16 protein-coding genes are annotated in these 22132 nt (G+C 44.5%); 15 read left to right on the top strand and 1 reads right to left on the bottom strand.

The genetic code is table 11. The features are described from left to right. Positions 1 to 4 precede the first annotated feature (4 nt). The 6 genes from HGO97_RS15665 (at position 5) to HGO97_RS15640 (ending at position 8045) form a co-directional block, all read left to right on the top strand. Positions 5 to 670, top strand: a complete 666-nt coding sequence (locus HGO97_RS15665; protein WP_216243570.1) for an ABC transporter ATP-binding protein — start codon at positions 5 to 7, stop codon at positions 668 to 670. Positions 671 to 685: 15 nt separating this feature from the next. After that, positions 686 to 3232: an ABC transporter permease gene (locus tag HGO97_RS15660; protein ID WP_216243567.1), complete on the top strand. Its 2547-nt coding sequence runs from the start codon at positions 686 to 688 to the stop codon at positions 3230 to 3232. A gap of 177 nt (positions 3233 to 3409) precedes the next feature. Beyond that, the gene (locus tag HGO97_RS15655) at positions 3410 to 6019 is read left to right on the top strand and encodes an ABC transporter permease (RefSeq protein ID WP_216243565.1); all 2610 of its coding nucleotides are present in this window, start codon (positions 3410 to 3412) and stop codon (positions 6017 to 6019) included. Between the two features lie 105 nt (positions 6020 to 6124). Continuing rightward, complete coding sequence (locus HGO97_RS15650; protein WP_216243563.1) at positions 6125 to 6793, top strand: ABC transporter ATP-binding protein; 669 nt, start codon at positions 6125 to 6127, stop codon at positions 6791 to 6793. 218 nt (positions 6794 to 7011) lie between these two features. Further along, positions 7012 to 7458 carry a helix-turn-helix transcriptional regulator gene (locus HGO97_RS15645; RefSeq protein WP_216243561.1) on the top strand — a complete coding sequence of 149 codons (447 nt, stop codon included), beginning with the start codon at positions 7012 to 7014 and terminating at the stop codon, positions 7456 to 7458. Beyond that, positions 7455 to 8045, top strand: a complete 591-nt coding sequence (locus HGO97_RS15640) for an ATP-dependent Clp protease proteolytic subunit (RefSeq protein ID WP_216243560.1) — start codon at positions 7455 to 7457, stop codon at positions 8043 to 8045. The genes HGO97_RS15645 and HGO97_RS15640 overlap by 4 nt, the downstream gene beginning before the upstream one ends. Positions 8046 to 8243: 198 nt before the next feature. Here HGO97_RS15640 and HGO97_RS15635 read toward each other — a convergent pair whose 3' ends face one another. Continuing rightward, entirely contained in the window at positions 8244 to 10232 is a 1989-nt protein-coding gene (locus HGO97_RS15635; RefSeq protein ID WP_216243558.1) for an FAD-dependent oxidoreductase, read from the bottom strand. A 126-nt stretch (positions 10233 to 10358) separates the two neighbouring features. Here HGO97_RS15635 and HGO97_RS15630 point away from each other — a divergent pair, with 126 nt between their 5' ends. From HGO97_RS15630 to abc-f, 9 genes are all read left to right on the top strand, one after another. Next, positions 10359 to 11159 (top strand): MerR family transcriptional regulator, encoded by an 801-nt coding sequence (locus tag HGO97_RS15630; protein ID WP_216243557.1) that lies wholly within the window; start codon positions 10359 to 10361, stop codon positions 11157 to 11159. A 188-nt stretch (positions 11160 to 11347) separates the two neighbouring features. Continuing rightward, complete coding sequence (locus HGO97_RS15625) at positions 11348 to 11770, top strand: DUF2000 domain-containing protein (RefSeq protein ID WP_216243556.1); 423 nt, start codon at positions 11348 to 11350, stop codon at positions 11768 to 11770. Between the two features lie 121 nt (positions 11771 to 11891). Next, on the top strand, positions 11892 to 12641 hold the full coding sequence (locus tag HGO97_RS15620; RefSeq protein ID WP_216243554.1) for an ABC transporter ATP-binding protein: 750 nt from the start codon (positions 11892 to 11894) through the stop codon (positions 12639 to 12641). A 14-nt stretch (positions 12642 to 12655) separates the two neighbouring features. After that, positions 12656 to 14695 (top strand): FtsX-like permease family protein, encoded by a 2040-nt coding sequence (locus HGO97_RS15615; protein ID WP_216243552.1) that lies wholly within the window; start codon positions 12656 to 12658, stop codon positions 14693 to 14695. A gap of 154 nt (positions 14696 to 14849) precedes the next feature. After that, entirely contained in the window at positions 14850 to 16409 is a 1560-nt protein-coding gene (locus tag HGO97_RS15610; RefSeq protein WP_216243551.1) for a sensor histidine kinase, read from the top strand. Next, the gene (locus HGO97_RS15605; RefSeq protein ID WP_330654274.1) at positions 16399 to 16998 is read left to right on the top strand and encodes a response regulator transcription factor; all 600 of its coding nucleotides are present in this window, start codon (positions 16399 to 16401) and stop codon (positions 16996 to 16998) included. The genes HGO97_RS15610 and HGO97_RS15605 overlap by 11 nt, the downstream gene beginning before the upstream one ends. Positions 16999 to 17143: 145 nt before the next feature. Further along, entirely contained in the window at positions 17144 to 19096 is a 1953-nt protein-coding gene (locus HGO97_RS15600; RefSeq protein WP_216243548.1) for a sensor domain-containing diguanylate cyclase, read from the top strand. A 110-nt stretch (positions 19097 to 19206) separates the two neighbouring features. Next, positions 19207 to 19665, top strand: a complete 459-nt coding sequence (locus HGO97_RS15595) for a hypothetical protein (RefSeq protein WP_216243545.1) — start codon at positions 19207 to 19209, stop codon at positions 19663 to 19665. 886 nt (positions 19666 to 20551) lie between these two features. Then, positions 20552 to 22087 carry a ribosomal protection-like ABC-F family protein gene (abc-f, locus tag HGO97_RS15590; protein WP_216243543.1) on the top strand — a complete coding sequence of 512 codons (1536 nt, stop codon included), beginning with the start codon at positions 20552 to 20554 and terminating at the stop codon, positions 22085 to 22087. Positions 22088 to 22132 lie beyond the last annotated feature (45 nt).

Genomic DNA, 22132 nt, shown 5'->3' with positions numbered 1-22132 from the left:
ATTTATGAATGTAATAGAAACACAGCATCTGACCAAAATCTTTAAGGACGGTGCAAGTGAAATCCATGCCTTAAATGACGTGAACCTTACCATAGAAAAATCCACATTCAATGCGGTAGTGGGGACCAGCGGAAGTGGAAAGACTACGCTGATCAACATGCTAGGCGGGCTGGATACACCTACCAGCGGTACGGTTACCATAGATGGCACGGTGATTACCGGAATGAAGGACCGGGAGTTGTCGATATTCAGGCGAAAGAAGCTGGGCATCATTTTTCAGAACTATAACCTGGTCCCTACACTGAATATTTATGAAAATATCGTGTTCCCGGTAGATCTGGATGGACGACGCGTGGACAAGGCTTTTGTGGAAGAGGTCATACATACCCTTCATCTGAAGGAACGCCTGGGAGATTATCCCTATCAGCTTTCCGGCGGTCAGCAGCAGAGAGTGGCAATCGCAAGGGCTCTGGCAGCCAAACCATCTGTGATTCTGGCGGATGAGCCGACAGGAAGCCTGGATTCTAAAAACAGCCAGAACATAGCCGGGCTGTTGAAAGAATGTGTAGATACATTCAAACAGACGCTGGTCATGATTACGCATAATCTGGAACTGGCACAGCTTGCCGACCGGGTGGTCCGTATGGAAGACGGACGGATTCAGGAGTAAGGGGGACAGGACAGTATGTTTGAACATATCAATACGAAGCTCTGCCGAAAGTTGGCGATACGCGAAATCCGGTTCCACAAAGTCCGCAGTGTCCTGACCATTCTGATGGCGGTCCTGGTAACAGGGATTTTTTCTTTTGTCCTGTTTCTTGTCTCAACAGAAGGGGCAGGCTATGAATATCAGATCCGCGGAATGTCCAATACCCAGGCGGATATACTTTTTACCGGACTGACAAAGCAGCAGGCGGAAAGGCTCTCAGAGCTTAAGGATGTGAAGGAGGCACCCTGGTATCAGTCTGTCGGGACGGTATCAGAGGGAGGCGCTTCCTATCAGCTCGCTTCGTATTCTAAAGGATATGCACCTACGGTAGAAGCAGTCCCAACCCGCGGAAGACTGCCTGAGAAGTCAGACGAGATTGCCATGGAGGTCCAGGCCGCCTATGCACTGGGAGGGTCCAGCAGGGTAGGGGATTCCATTACCCTTTCTTTTGTCCCGGAACAGGGAGAAGAACCTGTAAAGCAGGAGTTTACACTGGTAGGTACCTGGGATTCCAATATGTATTCCTATCTTATGTGGGTGTCGGATGAACTGGCAGACCAGTTCCCGCAGCCGGCAAATACCGCCAGCATTACAGCCGGAGTGAATCTTTGGCGTACCTGGCACATCGAGGAGAAGGCAGAGAAGCTTGCCAGAGAAATCGGTGTGACAGATCCGCAGCAGTACACGGTGAATTCGGTTTTCCAGGAGGAGAATGCAGAACGCATCACAAGTCATACAGCCTCCATTCTGAAAAACTGCCCTATTGTTTTTTTATGCGGTTTTCTGATGTTCTTTTCTATCTTCCAGATGATGCTGGAGCTGGACATCCAGTTCTATGGGCGTATGAAGACAATCGGTATGACGCCGTTGCAGATGAGGTGCGTGGTCTATCACTGGGTGGGAATTCTTGTCTTATTCAGTGTGCCGCTGGGGTGGCTTTTAGGATACGGACTAACGCAGTGGGTGTCCGCTACCTTTGTGCTGACAGGTAATGATTTACCGGGGATGAGTCTGGTCCTTCCCTGGTATGATTTTGTACTTTCCCTGCTGGGAACATGGGTGACGGTCTTTCTGGCAGCCTTCTGGCCGGCTTTAAAGGCCAGCCATATGACTCCTTTACTTGCCTTACATTATACAGGACATCCAACGCGTCACCCAAAAAGAGACAAAGAGATTTCCGGGCATACATATCATCCCAATTCTCTATTTCTCATCGCCTGGAAAGGAGTGGCCCGCCAGAAGGGCCGTATGGCATTTGCTTTGGCAGCACTTCTGGTATCTGCGGTGTTTGCAGGTGTAGTAGCAGTGCAGTATATCAGTCGGGATCTGGAAAAATTTGTATCGAATAAATTTTCTTTTGATTATCTGGTCAAAGGGGATGGGCAGAAATATAATGTTTTCTATGATCCAGATGACCACAGCCTGACGCCGGAGCTGTACGAACGGCTTAGTAAAGCAGTGGGGAATCAGAATATCAGCCGGGTCTATTATGCGGAGACAAAAATCAAGCTTACGGACTTTCTCTGGAAGGAAATAGTGGACTACTATGAGCGGAACATGGAGTATTATCAGGATTATCTGCAATATGTGGGATTTGAGGAAGCTTTCCGTGAGTTGAAAGAAGATCATACGATATCGGCCGCGGTCTATGGCGTGGAAGAGGAATACATGTGGGTGATGACAAATGAAATGTTCGACCTGTCAGGACACTATGACCAGGAAATGTTCGAACATGCGCCCTTTGCCTATGTGTCCGGTATGAATAAGAATACGATGAATCAGGCAGATGATTACGACCAGCCTCTCCCGAAGGAAGGGTCTGTTCTTTCCGTGGATGAAGCCGATTATACAGTCATGGGGACTGCCCGTCGGCCATATAATTCTATGTTCGTGAAACCGGATGCCGCATTTTATCTGGAATGTTATATTTCAATGGCCAATTTCCAGAAACAGTATCCTGGCCGTTCACCAGTAGAATTGCTGATCAGTGCACCGAATGGGCAGGAAAAAGAAGTGGCACGGATCGTAGATTCCTATCAGGAAGAGAAGGGGTATAACTATTTTACCATTGACAGACAGCTTTATTACGACGGCGGGAGAATGTCTGTATGGACAATGCTCGGACCCAAAATCATCCTGAGCGCCATCCTATTTCTGATTGCGATTTTAGGATTCATCAACTTGATTCTGCACAGGACTCTGGCACGTAGTAAAGAGTTCGCGGTTTACCGAAGTCTGGGCATGAGCCGCGGGGAGCTTTTGAAACTACTGATTTTGGAGAATGTACTATTTACGGTCATGGCTGGAGTTTTGGTTTATGGTATATCAGCGATTGCTGCAGGACCGCTGGTGCAGTACCTCAATCGAAGTGAACCAGATGTGTGGTTTACGTACCATTTTACACTGGCACCCGCACATGTATTGATGGCGGTGCTTATAATACTGGCAGTCATGCTTCCTATTTTCTCTGTTCACGTTACAGAACAGGAGAGCATTACACGACGGCTGAATATGGATGCATAGATTCCCAAAAGAATTGTAGTGGATTTTATATAGCAGGATATTTTTCAGAAATTTTATGAAAAATATCCTGCTTTTTTGGCGTTGTTAAGCAACGTCACAAAATTGTGACATTGAATGTGCCTCAAATGTGACATTGCCTTGTTATCCTGTTATTGAGAGAAGCAAGGAGGTAGCGGTATGAGCGCAAATAAAATAAAAACAAAAATGTTGAATCTTCTGGCGCAGCGGAGTTTTAAAGCCAGCAGGATGCGGAATCTGATCGCGGTGCTGGCAATTATGCTCACTACGATTCTGTTCACAACGGTGACAACGACAGGCATGGGGGCCATGGATTCTATGAAGCTGACCATGCAGATGCAGAAAGGAAGCAGGTCGGACGGTGACCTGCGCAATATGACAAAGGAACAGTTTACGGCATTAAAGGATGCAGATTTTATAGAAAAATACGGACTGCGGATGCCGGTCGGATTTCTGACGAATACGGTAAGACACAATGTGGAACTGGATGTTATGGATGAGACGCAGGCGGAGCTGACCTTCTGTAATCCAAGCCACGGGAAAATGCCTGCTGCGGCAGATGAAATCGTCGCTTCTGACCTGGCGATCCGGGAACTGGGTGCAAAACCTAAGGTGGGAGCAGAGGTTACAGTCGAATTCACTGTACATGAGCAGCAATACAGCCTTCCACTGGTCGTCTCAGGCTGGTATCCGGCATACAATGACCAGACCAGCGTGATGGTTGCGGGGGAGGCCTTTACAGAAGCCCATCCGGAAATATTTGATTTTACCTATCCCCAGGACAGGGAGATTGCAGGAACCTATTTCTCCGATTTTACGGCGAAAAGCATAGTCGGCCTGAATGATAAAATGTATGACTGGATACGCAGTGTAGGCGGAGAACCAGAAGATCAAAACGCGGATAATTACGTGCCAGGAGTCATCAATGGTATGACCAATCCAGCGCTGGACAAAAATACCATCGCAACAGGAGCAGCATTTATTGTATTATTTACCTTCTGCGGTTACCTGTTAATCTATAACGTATTTGATATTGCCGTGATGCAGGAAATCAAGCGCTACGGTCTTTACAGAACAGTAGGCATGAGCAAAAAGCAGGTCAGACACTTAATCAACAGGCAGGCATTGTGGCTTTCCTGTATCGGGATTCCAATGGGATTGGCAGTCGGATATCTGGTTGGAAAGGCTGCACTTCCGGTGGTCATGAATGTCTTATCTGTAGAATATGAGAATATTTCTGTCAGCGTTTCGCCATCACCGGTGATTTTTATAGCTTCCGCAGTTTTTGCAGCTTTTACAGTCTTCTTAAGTACCAGGAAACCAGTGCGTGTGGCAGCCAGTATTCCTCCGATTGAGGCGTTTCGGTATGTAGAGAATGCAGCAGGAAAACGCACGAAAAAGAGAAGTACAACAGGGGCCAGTATTCCCCGTCTGGCAATGTCTAATCTGGGGCGGAATAAACGCCGTACTGCATTTATCATCGTATCCTTAATGCTCTGTGTGACATTACTTAACTGCGTCGGTATCGCAGCACTCAGTCTGGATGTGGAGAAACAGGTAAACTACAACATCCGTACGGACTTTGCAGTTGTCAACGCTGTCAGCACCAACGGACAAAAAGGATTTACCATGCGCACACAGGCACTGAGCCAGGAAACGATGGAGGCAATCAAGGCACAGCCGGGTGTCAAGGATGCTTCTGCAGTATATAAAAATACCATAGAAGATACAAATGTAACCTATGATTTTGGGATTCATCCCACAAAAGATCCTTATGTGGATGAAAGAACTGGTCTGACATATGCGGCGACAGAAGAATATTACTGGTTTTCGCTGGGAGATGATAAGCGGCCGATGTGTAATGTATACGGTATGGAGGAATCTTCCATAGCACGAATGGATATACAGGAGGGGGAGCACGATCCTCATACACTTTATGAAAAAATGTTAAACGGTGAAGGTGTACTGGTTGGAGTAGGAGTTGACCGTAAAGATATGAGTATTGGAAAGGATGCAAACTTTGTAGATGTGGGGGATATCATTACCGTATATCAGGATGGACAGCCGGTAAAGAAACTGCCTGTATTGGCCAAGGCAGCGTTAAACGGAGATGATGAAGAGATTGGGTATACCAGCAATGGCACGAATCTGGTCGGAGGCGATGGCCTTTTCCTTTATTTCCCGACCAGTGTCTATCAGGAGTTATATGAGGAACCCGTAGTCTATAAGTATTCCTTTGATGTGGAAGAATCAGAACGATTAAATATGACTGCCTTCCTGAAAAAGTATATGAAAGAAGTAGATCCCAGCATCAATTATGCATCTGCTGAGAAGGCGCGTGAAAGTGCCGAGACGACGCGCACGATGATTCACTTCGTCGGCGGATTGATCGGGGCAATCTTCGGAATCGCCGGGGTACTCAACCTGCTCAATACCGTGATTACCACGATTCTGGCCCGTCGTCACGAATTTGCCACTATGCAGAGTCTGGGAATGACAGATAAGCAGCTCACCAGAATGATGATATGTGAGAGTGTCTACTATGCACTGGGCGCCTGCGGGATCGGTCTGCTCCTGTCCGTGGTGCTGGGATATACGATGGTAAAGATTCTGTTGGGAAGTATGTGGTATTTTACCTTCCAGTTTACTCTGGTTCCGGCATTGCTTGTATCCGTCCTGTTGATTATCGTGGCTGCAATTGTGCCGGTCATAGCACTGAAAATGTTTAATAAGGGCAGCATCGTGGAAAAGCTGCGGGTTGCCGAATAATCGCCGAACTATTGAAAAATGGGAATCTCCGGTGAGAAGCGGGAAGGAAATGTCAAATCAGAAGATGCAATGAATATGTTGATAGAAAATCAGGAGGATATGAGAATGAGTACAATCTTACAGACCAGAGGACTGAAAAAATATTATGGGAAAGGGGAAACAGAGGTACGCGCTCTGGATGGCGTGGATCTGCAGATTGAGCGCGGAACATTTGTTGCGATCGTGGGGACGAGTGGAAGCGGAAAGTCCACACTGTTGAATATGCTGGGCGGTCTGGACCGCCCTACTAGTGGAAAGGTGACGATTGCAGGAGAAGAATTATCAAAGCTGAGCGATGAGCAGCTTACAGTATTCAGGCGCAAAAGAATTGGATTCATCTTCCAGAATTACAACCTGATTCCGACCCTGAACGTATGGGAGAATATTATTTTCCCGATTACACTGGACGGACAGAAGCCGGATAAAAAGTTTATCATGAATGTTGCCAAAATGCTGGGACTGGATGGCAAGCTGGACAGTCTTCCGAATAATCTGTCAGGCGGACAGCAGCAGAGAGTGGCAATCGCCAGGGCACTGGCATCAAAGCCGGCCATCGTGCTCGCGGATGAGCCGACGGGGAACCTGGATACCAGGACCAGCGATAACGTGGTGGGGCTGTTAAAGACCACCAGCCGGGAGTTCCATCAGACCGTTGTGATGATCACGCATAACCCGGAGATCGCACAGATGGCAGACTATATCGTAAGGATTGAAGATGGGAAGATCGTGGTATAGCCATTTTCCCTACATCCACACTTGGAATAAGTATGTATTTTGTTAAGAGAGGCATAAGTAAATGCAGTAATATCAGTGCATTTTACTTATGCCTCTCCTTTACTATATAAATCCAAATGGTCGATTAAATGTTGTAGGGATGTACAAGAATAGCACTTTTTATTAAGACAAGTTTGTCCATAAGCTGTTATAATAGATAAAATTAGGAGGGATATACTATGAACGTGCATAAAAAAATTGTGAAAAAGGTCATTGACTATATCGAGGATAATTTAGAAAATGAAATTGATTTAGAGAAGATAGCAGAAAATATCGGATATTCCAAATTTCATCTAAATCGAATTTTTACAGAAGAAACAGGATATACGATTTACAAATATCTGCAAATGCGAAGACTTACGATTGCCGCCCAAAAGCTGGTTAATACAAAGAAACCGATTACTGAAATTGCTTATGAAGCAGGGTACAATTCACAGCAGGCATTTTCACTGGCATTTAAGCAGATTTATTTATATCCGCCTAAAACGTACAGAGATATAGGTGTTTTTGTGCCCAGGCAAAATAAAATTTCCTTGAATTTCCGCGTTTATTCTGGCTATGTAACATATAAAGTTTCTGTAACATATAGAATTTCTGTAAGAAAGATTGAGGTGGATGCAGCATGAGTACAGTACCTTATGTGATTGAGCAGACAAGCCGCGGAGAACGCAGCTATGATATTTTTTCAAGACTTTTAGCTGACCGGATTATTTTTTTAGGAGAAGAAGTAAGTGAAACCTCAGCAAGCTTGATCGTAGCCCAATTACTTTTTCTGGAAGCACAGGACCCTGATAAAGAGATTCAATTTTATATCAATAGCCCGGGCGGATCTGTGACCGCCGGATTTGCAATCTATGATACGATGCAGTATATCAAATGTGACGTAGCAACGATATGCGTTGGACTTGCAGCGAGTTTTGGGGCGTTTTTACTAGCAGGTGGAACAAAGGGAAAGAGAATGGCGCTGCCAAATGCTGAAATTATGATACATCAGCCTGCTATACATGGCAATGGTATTCAAGGCCCTGCCAGTGATATCAAAATTATGTCAGACTATATGCAAAACAGTAAGAAACGGTTAAACCGCATCTTAGCAGAAAATACAGGACGTACGATAGAAGAAATAGAACTAGATACAGAGAGGGATCATTTTATGAGTGCGGATGAAGCCCTAAAATATGGCCTGATTGACACGGTTATTTCAAAAAGATAATAAAATAGTGGAAGCATGATAATATGGAGCAGTATGATATACTTGGAAAAATATCTGTTAATATTTATGCAGGAGATTTAAGTCTTGAAATTAAGTAAAGAAGTAAAATAAAGAGGCATGAGTAAATGATGAATTGAAAGACCATTTACTCATGCCTCTTATATATAGAGGTTTTGTTTCTATGTTTACAACAATTTTTTAAATATTATTCGCAACCTCGAATGCATCCCAGATTCCATACATGATATTGGAAACATTCTTTGCATCGCCGAGCAGGTACAGTTCCGGTATCTCGAACTGAAGCTCCTCATACAAGGAATTTTCTGACTGATAGCCGACTGCCAGGATTACGCTGTCTGTTTCCAGTGTCTGCCCATTATCCAGGGTCAGGCTGGTATCCTTGAAGGAGACGGCTTTCGCACCAGTAATAACATCGACGTGATGGAAAGGAATCAGCCGTTCCAGCATTTCCTTATTGGATGCGCAGAGTGGTCCATTCACGGCAAGCAGTTTATCAAGCGCCTCCACGATGGTGACCTTTTTGCCACGCTGTGCAAGATGGAGCGCAGTTTCGCATCCCACAAGCCCACCGCCGATCACGGTGACGCGGTCACCTGCATCGACTTTTTCAAGCAGGACTTCCTCAGCAGAATAGGTGTGTTCATCGTTTCCAAGTGAAAACAGTTTTGGAGCAGAGCCTGTTGCGATGAGTACGGTATCGTAGTCTCCATTTCGTACCATGTCACTTGTCACAGCCGTATTCAAGTGGACCTCTACACCCAGTTCATTCAGTGTATATGCGTACCAGTCTGCAAGTGCGATATCATCCTCTTTGAAATCAGGTGCGCCTCCCGGGAGCAGGTTCCCGCCCAGACGTTCTGATTTTTCAAATAAGACTGGTTTGTGTCCGCGTAAGCTTAATACCCTTGCGGCTTCACAGCCTGCGACACCGCCGCCCACGATCATCACGGTCTTAGGTTTCAGTATCGGACGGTAAGCCATATCCTGTTCTCTGGCTGCCTGTGGATTGACGGCGCAATTCAGCCCGGAGTAGGAAGCGACTCTTCCCATGCAGCCTTCCTGACAGGAAATACAGGGACGGATGGAAGCGCATTTTCCACTTCTGAGCTTGTTCACATAATCAGGATCGGCAAGCAGCGGACGTCCAAGGCTGATAAAATCAGTCTCCTTGTTTTCCAGGGCTTCCAGAGCCATATCCGGGTTGTCCATTCTTCCGGCGCAGATGACCGGGACATTCACGGTATCCTTCACCATCCTGGCGTATGGACGGTACAGCCCTTTCTTCTGGTACATCGGTGGATGTGACCACCACCAGGAGTCATAAGATCCCACATCGACATCCAGTGCATCATAGCCGTATGCGACCAGTAATTCGGCTGCCTTGAGACCTTCCTCAATGTCGCGCCCCTTCTCTTCAAATTCTTCTCCCGGAAGAGCACCGTCCCGAAGCCCTTTAATAAAGCTTTTCGGGGAAAAACGCAAGGTGACAGGGAAATCTTCGCCACAGCGGTTTTTAATCTCCTCCACGATTTCTTTTGCAAAGCGCAGTCTGTTCTCAAGAGAACCGCCGTATTCATCGGTCCTGTGGTTGAATAATGAAATGGCAAACTGGTCGATCAGATAGCCTTCGTGTACGGCATGGATCTGGCATCCGTCAAAACCGCCTCTTTTCGCATTCACTGCGGCGTCTCCAAAAGATTTTACAATCTTATGTATCTCATCAACGGTCAGTTCACGGCAGGTTTTGTCAAGCCATCTGTGCTGAATCGGGCTCGGTGCGACCGGAGGGTATTCGCCGATATTGGTAGGGATTGTCACTCGTCCGAACCCGCCGGACATCTGTAAGAATATTTTCGCACCATACGCGTGGACGCGCTCTGTCATTTCCTTGCTGGAACGGACGAAAGCTACTGGATTATGTGTCGGGGAAGCAACCGCACCAAGTCCGTGTTCCTCGACTTCATCATCGACAAAGGTGACTCCGGTAATAATCAGTCCGGTGCCGCCCTTTGCACGCATCGTGTAGTACTCTTTACCGCGTTCGTTCCATCCGCCGAGTGCATCGCTGAGTCCCAATGGTCCCATGGGAGCCATGACGAAACGGTTCTTTACCGTGACATTGCCGATCTGCATCGGGGTAAAGAGTTTCTGGTATTTACTGTTCATGTGATCCTCCTTTTGATCCTGCTGCCGGTAAAAATGTATATTGTTGTTTCAGCAGCAGGTTTTCTTTGTTATAATGGAATCATAAACCCTGTATTAAGTACAGAGTCAATACAGAGAGGGAAAATTATGAAAATAAATGAATTATCCAGGATTTCACAGGTGAATCCAGAAACGATCCGCATGTACCGGACAAAAGGATTCTTAAGGCCTTCTGTGAATCCGTCGAATGGTTATTATGACTATACACTAAAGGATATGGTGAACCTGCTTTTCATCCGCAGACAGAGGGGATGTAGTATCTCACTGCAGGATATTGACAAAATGTACCACTTTGAAAGTCTTCGGGAGTTGATGGATGACTATGAAAATGCAATCGGACAGATTGATCAGGAGATTGCGGCACTGCTTGAAAAACGGAAGGCTCTTCTCATCACCCAGGAACATCTGGCTTCCTGCGTCAGCATTTCATCGGATGTGAAGGAGATTCAGGTGGAAGATGGGCGGTATGATTATTATCTGCTGGATGAAGAGCATGCTCCTGACATACAATGCTGGATGCAGCACATGGAACAGTTTGTCGTCTGCCTGCGGATTGAGCCTGAGATGCTTAGAGCAAAAGAGACTCCTGCATGTATTCCCCTGAAAACGGGGATTGGGACCTATCAGGGACTGCTCAGGAAATGCGGCCTGCGAATTCCTGACGGGGCAGTCTACTGTCCGCCGGGAAGATTCCTCACTTCGATCATTGAACTGGATCAGCTGGATTGTATCCCTGCGGATGATATACAGCCGCTGAAAGAATATGCGAAAAGAAAGGGGCTTCGCATTACCGGGGAAAGCACCGCATTTCTAATCCGGGTCAACCATACAAAGGAGAAAGAAAGCTTTGTCTTCCGCCTTCGCATCAGAGTAGAAGAGGGCAGATAACGTATTTTCGCGCAATGCTCCATATCCCTAATGCCCCATATCCATAGGACATTCTCGCCCCGTCCTTCGGGCGGGGGTATCCTTACTGAACTCTGCCAGGTTGGAAAATGGTGTCATATCTTACAAGAAATCTCTGCCGAAAGGTGCTAAGCTTATGTGCGACAAACCAACAAAGGAGTATAAGACATATGGAAACACAAAATCAAAAATGCGTGATGGTACTGGATGAGGAACTGCCGCTGGGAATGCTTGCGAATACTGCGGGAATCATGGGCATTACCCTGGGAAAGCACATCCCGGAAGCAGTCGGTCCGGATGTTTGTGATAAAAGTGGAAAGATTCATCTGGGAATTATTGCATTTCCGGTACCGGTCCTGAAAGCTTCAAAAGAGAGAATCCGAGAGATCCGGGAGCAGCTTTATCAGCCCCAGTTTTCTGAACTGACGGTGGTAGATTTTTCGGATGTGGCACAAAGCTGCAATGTATATGAGGAATATATAGAAAAGGCTGCAGGAGTGGAAGAGAAGGACCATACGTACTTCGGAGTCGGAATCTGTGGAAATAAGAAGCTGGTCAACAAGCTGACCGGGAATTTGCCGTTGCTGAGATAAAGACAGAGAAATAGAAAAGGGCATGAGGAAATGATGCGAAATATTTGCGTGATTTACTCATGTTCTTTTTGTTTGAGAATTATATAATGCACCTGTACAACGACGAAGGGAGAAAAGGAAAATGCATACAGTTCTACAGGTGAAGGACGTAACGAAAATATATAAGAAAGGGCAGAAACCGAGTCTTCATAAGGTTTCTTTTCAGGTTTGCGAGGGGGAGTTTATCGGGATCATGGGGGCTTCAGGCTCCGGAAAAACGACGTTACTCAACGTGTTATCTACCATCGACAAACCTACAGGCGGGGACGTTTATCTGAACAATATAAATCTGAAATCACTAACTGATACCCAGGCGGCAGATTTTCGGAGAGATCATCTTGGATTTATCTTCCAGGAATACTTTTTACTGGACAGTCTGACAATCCGGGAAAATATTTCGGTGCCTCTTACTCTTAAGAAGCTGCCGCCTGATCAGATAGAGACGATGGTAACAGATCTGGCAAAAAGGTTCGGGATTGCCTCGCAATTGGAAAAATATCCGAATGAGCTCTCAGGAGGGCAGAGACAGAGAGTATCCGCTGCCAGAGCGATTGTAAAGCACCCTGGGCTTTTATTCGCTGACGAACCCACCGGGGCTCTGGATTCGAGTTCTGCTACGGAACTGCTGGAGGCTCTTAAGGAGGCAAATTCGGTATTAAACACAACCATCTTAATGGTAACACACGATCCATATGCAGCCAGTTTTGCAAGCCGGATATTCCTGTTTAAGGATGGCTGCATTTTTCGGGAACTTCACAGGGAAAAGGCTGACAGACGTAGATTTTATGAGCAGATCGTAGATGAAGTCGCAGAACTGGATATGGACAGATAGGAGGAGGGGAGTTAATGAACACTTTTTATATGGCAGCAAAAAATCTGAAAAAGAAATTTTCATTCTATTCCCTGTATCTGGTTTCCGTGGCATTTGTCATTACCGTATATTTTTCCTTTGCCTCGTTTTCTTCCAATGCAGTGATTCTGGAAAAAATCTCGGAAGACGGAAGAGTGGAGACCATGTGCCGGACGATAGCAGTCTTCTTAATGATATTTGTAATATTCTATATGTCCTATTCCAACCGCTTTTTTCTGCGCAGACGGACAAAAGAGCTGGGAATCTATACCCTGTTAGGTTATCGAAAATCTACAATATTGTCACTGCTTACATTCGAGAATATATTTGTCTGCGGCGGGGCTTTTATTGTTGGAATAATCCTCGGAGGCCTTGTGCATAAAGGGCTTGTCTGCGGAATCAATATGCTGCTTGATCTGTCCATCAACAGCCAGGCAATCCCCTTCTGGAACTGGGATGCGGTAAGGCGAACGCTGCTGTTCATTTCGGCTGTTGTAATTGTATTAATGATATCGAATGGCAGATTTCTGTATCGGACATCCCTGATGAGTCTTGTCAGGTATGAAAAAAGTACGGAAAGAAAAATGAAATTCCATAAGGTTCCATCCATTTTAGGAATTTTTATGGTTTTAGGAGGGTATGCCCTGGCACTAGATATTATTCGTGGGGAAGCTTCCGTCTGGGTGAAAATCGGCTTCTACCAGATGGGATTACTGACGATGATGCTTGTAGTAACAGGGACAGTCCTTTTTATTGCCTCCTTCCTGCCATATATCATGGAAAAAAGTAAAAAACGTAAAGCCAGTTTCTATACGAAAGACAAGATTATAACGATACCCAGCTTTATCTACCGTATCCGCTCCAATGCAAAGACACTGATCATGCTGACCCTGCTTTCTGCAGCGGCGCTGACGGTTTCCAGTGTGATGGCACTTACGCTGTATTACCCTATTGCGGCGGTACAAAGAATTGCACCGTCAGAAATCGAATTCAGGGTTGAGAAGGAAGAACAGGTAGACGAGGTGAAACAGATTGTAGAAAAAGAACTGCCGGATACAAAAGGGGTCAGCTTTACCAGAACAGATCTATACAAAGTGTGCTCTTCTTCAAAGAACCTGCCACCGGAATACAGCCTTGGTGCGGCACAAAATGATACAGCGGGCGGGGAAAGTTTAAGAGAACCGGGATTTGAGTGTATGTCCTTCGCCTCCTATCAGGCACTTCTTAATGCACAGGGCAGGACAAATATAAGCAGCGGGCTGACCGCATTATCGGACAAAGAATGTATTCTGATAAAATATCAGGCTGCTCAGGGTGATGAACATTTAGACAGAGTTGATTCGGGCAGAGCAAACAGGTATTCCCTTATGCTTGATGGCACAAAGGTTTTAGTTACAGTAAGGGAGACTTCCCTGAATAATGTAATTTCCTTTGCCAACAGTATCGGCACTCTGGTAGTCAGCGATCAGTTATATGAACAGATCAGCAGTGGAACGTCTCCTGTAACACATGTTTTCAGCATCAATGGTGAGGCAGTAATAAATAATGAGGCTCTCTACGATAAGATTTCCGTGTATTTAGATGCCAGCCCGTATCTCCAGGGAAATTCACACAGAATCAACGAACTGCTGCACCTGAATAGTTCTACTTTTCTGCTGATCGGATTTCTGGTTGTGTTGTTCTTTATCGCAGCAGGAAGTATTTTATACTTTAATAATCTTTCTTCAGTCATGGATTCCAGGGCGGATTATGAGATTCTTAAGAAGCTGGGATATCGTAAGAAAACGATCAAAAGACTGATTCGAAAGCAGATACTGGTGTTTTTTAGCATTCCGTTTTTATTGGGATTATTAGACTGCATGTTTGCCGCATTGATATATAAAACAGGTCTGATGCAGAATATACTGGAAAATTCGCTGCTGCTGTATCTGCCTGTGTTCATCGCGGTCGGGATAACAGCAGGGATCTACCTGATTTATTACCTTGTTACGGTACGATCCTGTGATAAGATACTTTTCCGTGCGGATCGGGTGTAAATCATGATATAATGAGCGTTAGTGAGCAGGAGCAAGCGCAGCTTGTTCAGTGCGAACGGCGAATGGCAATCACGATAGCTGCAAAGCAGCGTTAAGCACCGCAGGTGTGGATCGTGATATAATAAAAATAGATGAGACCAGGAGGTGATGTCAATTGAAAAGAGAAGTGTTAAAGCCGGTATTTCTGTTGAACCATTTTTTCGTAATTCTCTATCTGTGCAGTTTAGCCAATGGGATGGCTGATCTTTCCATCCGGGGTCTGGTCCCGATATATCTGGCGGCACTGCTTTTAATGGACATCTCTTATATCGTATCGGCCAACGTGACAGGAAACCGGATCTTATACCTGTTCTGTGGCCTGTTAGCGCTGGATGGCTGGTATCTGCTGTTATCGTTTAGAAATGCTTTTCTGGCGGATTTGTTTTTCCGGCTGTTAAGTCCGGTTATCATATATGTATCCGTTAGGTTTATCCTGGTTTTTCTGTTCCAGGGATATTCATATAAGTATAAAAAGGGGATTGATGTACTGCTGATGATAACCTGTGTAAGTGCCATTGTCAGCGTATTTCTAACGAAAAGGATATTTGCAGCCTGCTATGGGGTACAGTTTGTGATAAGCATTCTTTCCTTCCTTTTTATTGTATTGTACCACCATGAAAGAGTTGGTTATGTTGTAAGAAGTGAAAAGAAAGCACTCCTGATTTCTGTGGGAATCACGGTTATGGGCTTTTTGATCTACTATTTTGCAACACTAGGAATCAGAGATCATATTGGAAATTTTGGAGTTTATCTGACCGTATTGATTTTTTCACTCAGTATCCATGGAATTGTTTTAAAGGAGAGCAGCGGAGTTCCACTATCAACGGTTTTTGACCGCGGACAGAGGTGGTTCGTATTTGCAGTATGTATTGCCGCCTTATGTTTGATCAGCCTTGCATACCAGCGGTCAGCCCTGCTTTTTGCAATAGAATGGAATGTGTTCGTTTTTCTTATTTTTCTCTGTAATATGATTCTGGGATGGAATCTAAGAAAGAAAAGTAATATGGGAATAAAGAATCATTATACTGCCGCACTGGAAAAATTACGGAAAGAGGAGCAGTTAAAAGCGGAGTTTTCGAATTTTCTTCATGATGATATCCTTCAGGATCTGCTTTCGGTTAAGAATATGCTGGGTAAAGCATACCGTCCCGAGGTTCAGGATATGATTTATGAGGCACTTGACGGCTTAAATGTGCGCATCCGGGAAAGGATGCAGGATTATCATCCTGTGATTCTGAAGAATCTGACAGTGAAGGAGAACTACCAACAGTTAATCAAAGAGGTAACCGCCTCATTTCCGCAGCGCCATATTACAATATCCTTTGAATGTCCGCAGGATATCTTTATACCTGAGCCTTATGATATGCTCCTGTACAGGATACTCCGGGAACTGCTGACTAACGTTTGTAAGCATTCAGATGGGGACTGCGCCTGGATCATCCTGGCTTTCGGGAAAGCGCGGGCTATATTGACTGTGAGTGATAATGGGACGGCTGAAATATCTCCAAAAGCCGTGACCAATGCTTTATCTCAGAAGGGAATCCTGTCGGTTAGGGAGCAGACGGAAGCCCTCGGAGGCTCTATGGATGTCAGTAGGAATCAGCCGTGCGGCATGCAGATCAGAATTGAAATACCGATGAAAGGGGATGTTTCTTATCAACATTTTGTTAGTTGACGACCATAAGCTTTTTGCAAAGAGCCTTGCAATTGCACTGGAGGAATATGAGGAAATCGAGGAATTTCACTATATTACCCAGCTTCTGGATCTGCCTGAAATGATCAAAAGTAAAAAAATTGATATTGTCCTGATGGATATCAATCTCGGGAAACTAAGTACGGATGACGGGCTGAGTATAGCACGAGGACTCAAGAAGAATGCCCCTGATGCCAAGATCATCATGCTTACCGGGTATGATCTTCCGGTTTATAAGTACGAGGCAAGACAGATGGGAGCAAGCGGTTTCCTCAACAAGAATATCAGTCCTGACCAGCTGGTAGATGCCCTGCTGGCAGTGAACCAGAATCAGACCTGCTTCCCAGCAGAGGAAGCGCTGATCATTGAAGAACTGACGAGCATGGAGAAGAAGATCCTGTCCCTGGTCAGCATCGGGAAGAAGCGCAGGGATATCGCAGCCGAACTGTATATCAGTGAGAGGACCCTATCTAACCATTTGCAGCATATCTATGAAAAGCTGGATGTGGATTCCTCGGTCGAGGCGGTCACAAAGGCAATCCAGATGGGATACCTTGCACCACTCTTTTAAAATCACACCGCAATGAAATGTTTTGGAATCCGGAATTAAATTGGAAAATATTGCCGAAAGCCTTCCCAGTTTGTCGAAATTCGGGTATGATAGATAAAAGAGGTCATGTGATTATCAAGACCAATGGAAAGGATGCGATCTGAATATGCAGAAGAAAATCATACCCTTTATCTTTACGATTGCATTGATTATTTCAGGCTTTTTTGCGTTATACTCAATTGGTAATGTACAGGGGAATGCCAGAGTAGTTAATTATACAGGTATCGTCCGCGGCGCTACTCAGAAACTGGTAAAAGAAGAATTGAATGGGGAGCCGGATGATGCTTTGATAAGACGCCTGGACGGAATCCTCAAGGAGCTTCAGACGGGTGAGGGCGACAATAATCTGATTTATTTGAAAGATAAGGTATTTCAGGATCAGCTGGCACTTCTTCAGGAGAAGTGGGCACAGATCAAAGAGGAGATCCAGAATGTCCGCCAGGGAGGAGATTCGGAACAGCTTTATCAGTTAAGTGAGGATTATTTTACGGAAACAGATGTTGCAGTCCATGATGCAGAAGCCTATACAGAGCGCAGAGTTCAGCACGCCAGGTGGGGACTGGGCCTGCTGACTGCAGTCTGGCTGCTTGTGGCTGCCTTTGTCGGTTTCTTCACCTCAAGGATTTCCAAACGCCAGCAGGAGATTCAGAAGATTGAAGACGAGAACCGCAGGAAGAGCGAGTACCTTTCGGTACTGGCAAAGCAGCTTCAGGCTCCGATGAATGAAATGTCAGAGCTTTTGTATATCACAGATATTGAAACCTATGAGCTGCTCTTTCTGAATGAGGCCGGGCAGCGCACGTTTAATATTAAAAATTTTTATGGACAGAAATGTTACAAGATTTTGCAGGGGCGGGAAAGCCCATGCCCGTTCTGTAACAATGATATCCTAAAAGAAGGGGAAAATGTCACCTGGGAACATACCAATCCGATCACCTCACGCCATTATCTGCTGAAAGACAGGCAGATTATCTGGGATAACCGGAAGGCAAGGATGGAGATCGCCTTTGACCTGACGGAGAGTGAGAGTAAGAAGCAGCAGCTACAGTACCTGTTGGATGCCGAGCAGATGATCGTGGATTGTATACATATTCTTTATAAAAAGCAGAATGTGGAGAGGAATATCCGCGAGGTACTGGAGATTGCCGGGAAGTTTCTCCTGGCAGACTGTGCCTATTATATTAACATCCGGGACCACAGTCTCGTGGTCGAACAGGAATGGCATAAGGACAGTAAGCACGCACTGAATATAGAATATCAGAGTATCCCGTATGAGATAACACAGCGCTGGATCAAATCATTTGAAAAGCAGAAGTGTCTGGTCATAGAAGATATTGAATATCTGAAAGAAAAAGAGCCAGTGGAGTACGACATGTTCAAACAGTACGATGTCCGCTGTATGATTGCGTCCTCTCTGGAATATAAAGGAGAAATCAGCGGCTTTATTGGACTGATCAACCCTCCGGCCGACCGTGTACAGCATATTGTTTCATTTCTACAGACATTGAGTTATTTTATCGACTTATCGATCCAGCAGGATATTGCACAGAATCAATTGGCGCAATTAAGTTATCACGATATGCTGACATCTTTTTATAATCGCAACCGGTATATAGAAGATGTACAGAAGTTTTCAAAAATGGACCATGAGATCGGTGTGATTTATCTGGACATCAACGGGCTGAAGGAGATTAATGACACCTATGGACACTCACGTGGTGATGAGGTGATCACTGCGGCGGCCGGATATATGAAAGAGGTATTCCCTGCGGATCATATTTATCGGATCGGAGGGGATGAATTCGTAATTCTGAGCTTACATATGGAGGAAGACGTATTTATGGAACATGTCAGGAGACTGAAAAGCATTGTCCAGGAGAATCCGTATCTGAAGATTGCGCTTGGATACCGCTGGTCGCAGCACTCCCGTGAAATACTATCTCTGATCAAACAGGCGGATGCCGATATGTATGAAGATAAAAGGATCTATTATCAGAATCACTCGAAGTCCCCTCGTTACCGGCATATCAGTGATGATGGTAATGACCTTCAGGCATGAGAACACCATTCAGGCATAAAAGGAACCATTTGGGCAAAGATTCCCAATGCAGCTAAAGTTTGATTTATAGTTGTTTTCATAAAGACAGATACAGGAGGAAGACAACACAAATGCCAAAACAGAAAAAAATATGGGAAATCATGCAAGATGCAGGTTTTGAACCGATTGAAAATGAGATGATCATTGTATCCTACGCCCCGGAAAATCTGAGCGATGCGGTCATAAGATTCCTGCGATGCAGTAATCAGTTTTTTATACTGCAGATCTGCATGGATACACTGATTTTAATACCCTTTGGGAAAATGACGCTGGGTCTGAAAAGAGAAGTCGCTTTTGAAATTCCATTTACCACGATTAAAAATATTCAAGTGGAAGAGTGTGGACTGAATTACACCATCCTCATAGAGACAGATCATGATATCATCCGTCTTTCTGCCCAGCAGAAGGAACTCAGTGATTTTCGCATGGCAGGTCTCCTGGGCGGAATGGGCGACTTTGAGAAAAACTGGCATAAGGAGAATCTGGATCATACACTGGAGGCATTGAAAGGGATTGTTTCAGAAGCCTGAGCATAAAAAAATTAAGCAGTGTTTCATCGCAGAAACACTGCTTAAAATCTGCCTAAAAGAAGTATCACTCAGGGTATGTATAATCTTGTTCTAGTTCTAAAATCTTTTGCCAATCACGTTCTTCACGTAGAACACGTAGTATATGAATTTCATTATCTTGCATTCCTTCTGGCATCTCTCAATTTACTGATTTTTTTAAAAGCATCTTCTAGTGGCATCTCTCTGCCAGCCTCCATATCATCAATTCCTCTATCCAACAATCTGAAAATATGATCATCATTCTGTTGTAAGGCAGAGGTTTTATTTATAGCTGTTGATTTATGTTATCACTCCGTTCCTACTGTTCTGAAATAGTTTATGCAGTTCAGTTTTTCTTAGTCATAGTTTAACATATATTTGCAAGAGGTACAATTAAAAATCTTAGACTTTAAGAAATAGATAATTGCAAAATCGAGAGGTAATTTCTAATTTAGGAGATGTGTTCCATACTTGACAGAAACCGTTATGTTTGTTATCATCAGGAACGTAAAGGAGCAATAATACCATGAAAATTTTACTTAAGATTCACCCAAGATCACGAAAAAACTCTGTACAATTGATACCGATGAAGCATTGTGCAGAGTATAGCGAATAGAGTACATTTCACATTCATCGGGATGAAGCAATCAAGACCAGCCGGAAATTTCTGTCTGTTTTGGTTCTTTTTCTCGTATGATTTTATGTATCAGAGGGCTATGGCGAACAATGTTTTGTCCATAGCCTTCTGATATTTTACAAGAAAAGTGTCAATTTAGCAGAAGGCAGATACGCAGGCGTATTTTGTCTTCTGCTTTTTTATGCACAAAATAAGCATAAATCAATAGATTTGAGAGAGGATTTGATAGATATGAGTTTATTAGAAATAAAGCAATTAGCACATTCATTTGGCGATAATCTGCTTTTTAAAGATGTGGACATCGTAGTAAATAAAGGGGAACATATTGGTATTGTGGGACAAAATGGAACAGGAAAGAGCACATTGATGAAAATCTGCACCGGGCAGATCGTCCCGGATGCAGGGCGGATTGTATGGCAGAAGGGAATTTTGGCAGGTTATCTGGACCAGTATGCAGAGATTGAAGAGAATATCAGTATGCAGGACTTTTTAAAAACTGCTTTTCAGGAGCTCTATGACATGGAAGAAAAAATGAACCAATTATATGTCCAGTCAGCAAACGGAGAGGAAGACAAACTGCAACTTGCTTTTTGGTATCAGGAAAAGTTAGAGCAGAGCGGTTTCTATTCGATAGAAGTACGGATACAGCAGGTGGTCATTGGACTGGGCTTATCTGCAATTGGTCTTGAAAAGCCGATTGCAGAGATGAGCGGTGGACACAGGGCAAAAGTGATCTTAGCAAAACTCCTCCTGGAAAAACCGGATGTCCTTCTGCTGGATGAGCCAACTAATTTTCTGGACAAAGAGCACATTACATGGCTTTCAGAATACCTTTCTAAACTTGAACAGGCTTTCCTGGTAATTTCTCATGATTATGAATTTTTGGAAAAAACGGCCGACCGGATACTGGATATTGATAACAGAAAGATTACAAAATATTATGGGAGTTACAAAGAATTTCTGCAGAAGAAGACACTTCTCAGGGAAGACTATATACGGCAGTATACGGCTCAGCAAAAAGAAATTCAAAAGACAGAAGAGTTTATCCGAAAAAATATGGCTGGAAGAAAGTCCAAGATGGCAAGGGGAAGAAAAAAGCAGTTGGACAGGATGGATAGGCTGGAAACACTGGAAGTAAAAGAGATTAGGCCATCCTTCCATTTTCAGGAGCTGCCGCTGACAGATACAGAACATTTGGCAGTCAGACAACTTTCAGTAGGATATTATTATCCTGTCCTTTCCGGGATTGATTTTATGGTTAAGGGAGGACAGAAGGTAGTAATTACAGGATTCAACGGAATTGGAAAATCAACACTTCTGAAAACACTGATCGGGCAGATTGCGCCGCTGGATGGAAAGTTTCATTTTTCGAGCCAGGTGAAAATCGGATATTTTTCACAGGATCTTAAGTGGGAGGATGAGAATCAGACTCCAATCCAAATAATGGCAGAAAAATATCGAAATCTGACGATAAAGGATATTCGAAAACAACTGGCACTTGCCGGAGTGACAAAAGAGCATGCAATGCAGGCTGTACACAGCCTGAGCGGCGGAGAGCAGACAAAAGTAAAGCTGTGTCTGCTGATGCATACACCCTGCAATTTTCTGATTCTGGATGAACCAACGAATCATCTGGATGTGCAGGCGAAGGAGGCATTAAAGGAGGCACTGATAAATTACCGTGGCACGGTGCTGTTCGTCTCCCATGAAGAACTGTTTTACCGCGATTGGGTGGATCGGGTGATCCATATTGAAAATTTTGTATAAATGAACAGAGTTGTGGAATGCCGCAAAAGGGCGTATAATTTTCTC

It is taken from the genome of Faecalicatena faecalis (assembly GCF_012524165.2).
GTDB lineage: Bacteria > Bacillota > Clostridia > Lachnospirales > Lachnospiraceae > Faecalicatena_A > Faecalicatena_A faecalis.
The sequence above is the reverse complement of the archived record's forward strand: the minus strand, read 5'-3'. Positions and strand labels throughout refer to the sequence as shown.

Excerpts from the sequence above, each read along its gene's own strand:
- HGO97_RS15665 (WP_216243570.1), top strand. The coding sequence starts at position 5 with ATGAATGTAATAGAAACACAGCATCTGACCAAAATCTTTAAGGACGGT.
- HGO97_RS15660 (WP_216243567.1), top strand. The coding sequence starts at position 686 with ATGTTTGAACATATCAATACGAAGCTCTGCCGAAAGTTGGCGATACGC.
- HGO97_RS15655 (WP_216243565.1), top strand. The coding sequence starts at position 3,410 with ATGAGCGCAAATAAAATAAAAACAAAAATGTTGAATCTTCTGGCGCAG.
- HGO97_RS15650 (WP_216243563.1), top strand. The coding sequence starts at position 6,125 with ATGAGTACAATCTTACAGACCAGAGGACTGAAAAAATATTATGGGAAA.
- HGO97_RS15645 (WP_216243561.1), top strand. The coding sequence starts at position 7,012 with ATGAACGTGCATAAAAAAATTGTGAAAAAGGTCATTGACTATATCGAG.
- HGO97_RS15640 (WP_216243560.1), top strand. The coding sequence starts at position 7,455 with ATGAGTACAGTACCTTATGTGATTGAGCAGACAAGCCGCGGAGAACGC.
- HGO97_RS15635 (WP_216243558.1), bottom strand. The coding sequence starts at position 10,232 with ATGAACAGTAAATACCAGAAACTCTTTACCCCGATGCAGATCGGCAAT.
- HGO97_RS15630 (WP_216243557.1), top strand. The coding sequence starts at position 10,359 with ATGAAAATAAATGAATTATCCAGGATTTCACAGGTGAATCCAGAAACG.
- HGO97_RS15625 (WP_216243556.1), top strand. The coding sequence starts at position 11,348 with ATGGAAACACAAAATCAAAAATGCGTGATGGTACTGGATGAGGAACTG.
- HGO97_RS15620 (WP_216243554.1), top strand. The coding sequence starts at position 11,892 with ATGCATACAGTTCTACAGGTGAAGGACGTAACGAAAATATATAAGAAA.
- HGO97_RS15615 (WP_216243552.1), top strand. The coding sequence starts at position 12,656 with ATGAACACTTTTTATATGGCAGCAAAAAATCTGAAAAAGAAATTTTCA.
- HGO97_RS15600 (WP_216243548.1), top strand. The coding sequence starts at position 17,144 with ATGCAGAAGAAAATCATACCCTTTATCTTTACGATTGCATTGATTATT.
- HGO97_RS15595 (WP_216243545.1), top strand. The coding sequence starts at position 19,207 with ATGCCAAAACAGAAAAAAATATGGGAAATCATGCAAGATGCAGGTTTT.
- abc-f (WP_216243543.1), top strand. The coding sequence starts at position 20,552 with ATGAGTTTATTAGAAATAAAGCAATTAGCACATTCATTTGGCGATAAT.